Origin of the sequence: Photobacterium lucens, from assembly GCF_009873615.1 — a bacterium.
Classification (GTDB): Bacteria; Pseudomonadota; Gammaproteobacteria; order Enterobacterales; family Vibrionaceae; genus Photobacterium; species Photobacterium lucens.
This window is the reverse complement of the sequence record NZ_SSMG01000142.1, coordinates 1-499: the sequence shown is the minus strand read 5'-3', so window position 1 is coordinate 499 and position 499 is coordinate 1. Positions and strand designations below refer to the sequence as shown.

The 499-nt window shown below is 31.7% G+C and carries 1 pseudogene; it reads right to left on the bottom strand.

Annotated elements, in window-relative coordinates:
• Positions 1 to 263: 263 nt before the first annotated feature.
• Positions 264 to 499, bottom strand: a pseudogene (locus E5A76_RS06935) (hypothetical protein); the annotation flags it as partial.

The window sequence follows — 499 nt, the reverse complement described above, 5'->3', positions numbered from 1 at the left end:
CGTTTGTTGGTTTTATATCCTATTGTGATAGCGAAATTAAACTGGTGAATTAGGAATGTTAAATAGCTCTAGTGGAATATTTACATTTGTGCAAAAAATTTAGATTTAAGGATAAATGGCGGTTTGGGTAATTATTCAAATGAGAGGGGGCGATTTTGAGTCCTAAGGGGAAGAATGAGCGAGGAGGAAAGATAGAAAGTATATGTAGGAAGAAAACGATGCAGCGGAAAGGCTGCATCGTATAAGATAATTACAGTTATTAATTAATCGTCAATGATAAAAGCATTTTTCTTTTTAAATTCATCGATCATCTCATTTAGTTCTTTATTTTCAATTAGTTCTCTTAATATTTTGATTGATTCTTCATCTAATGCCCAGTTAAAGGAAACATCATTTATGAATTTTTTCCAATCATTTATTAACATCCAATCTCTGATAACTCCAAGGATATTAGATTCATCTTCGAGCTTATTGTAAGTAGTCGCATACTCTTTTGGGA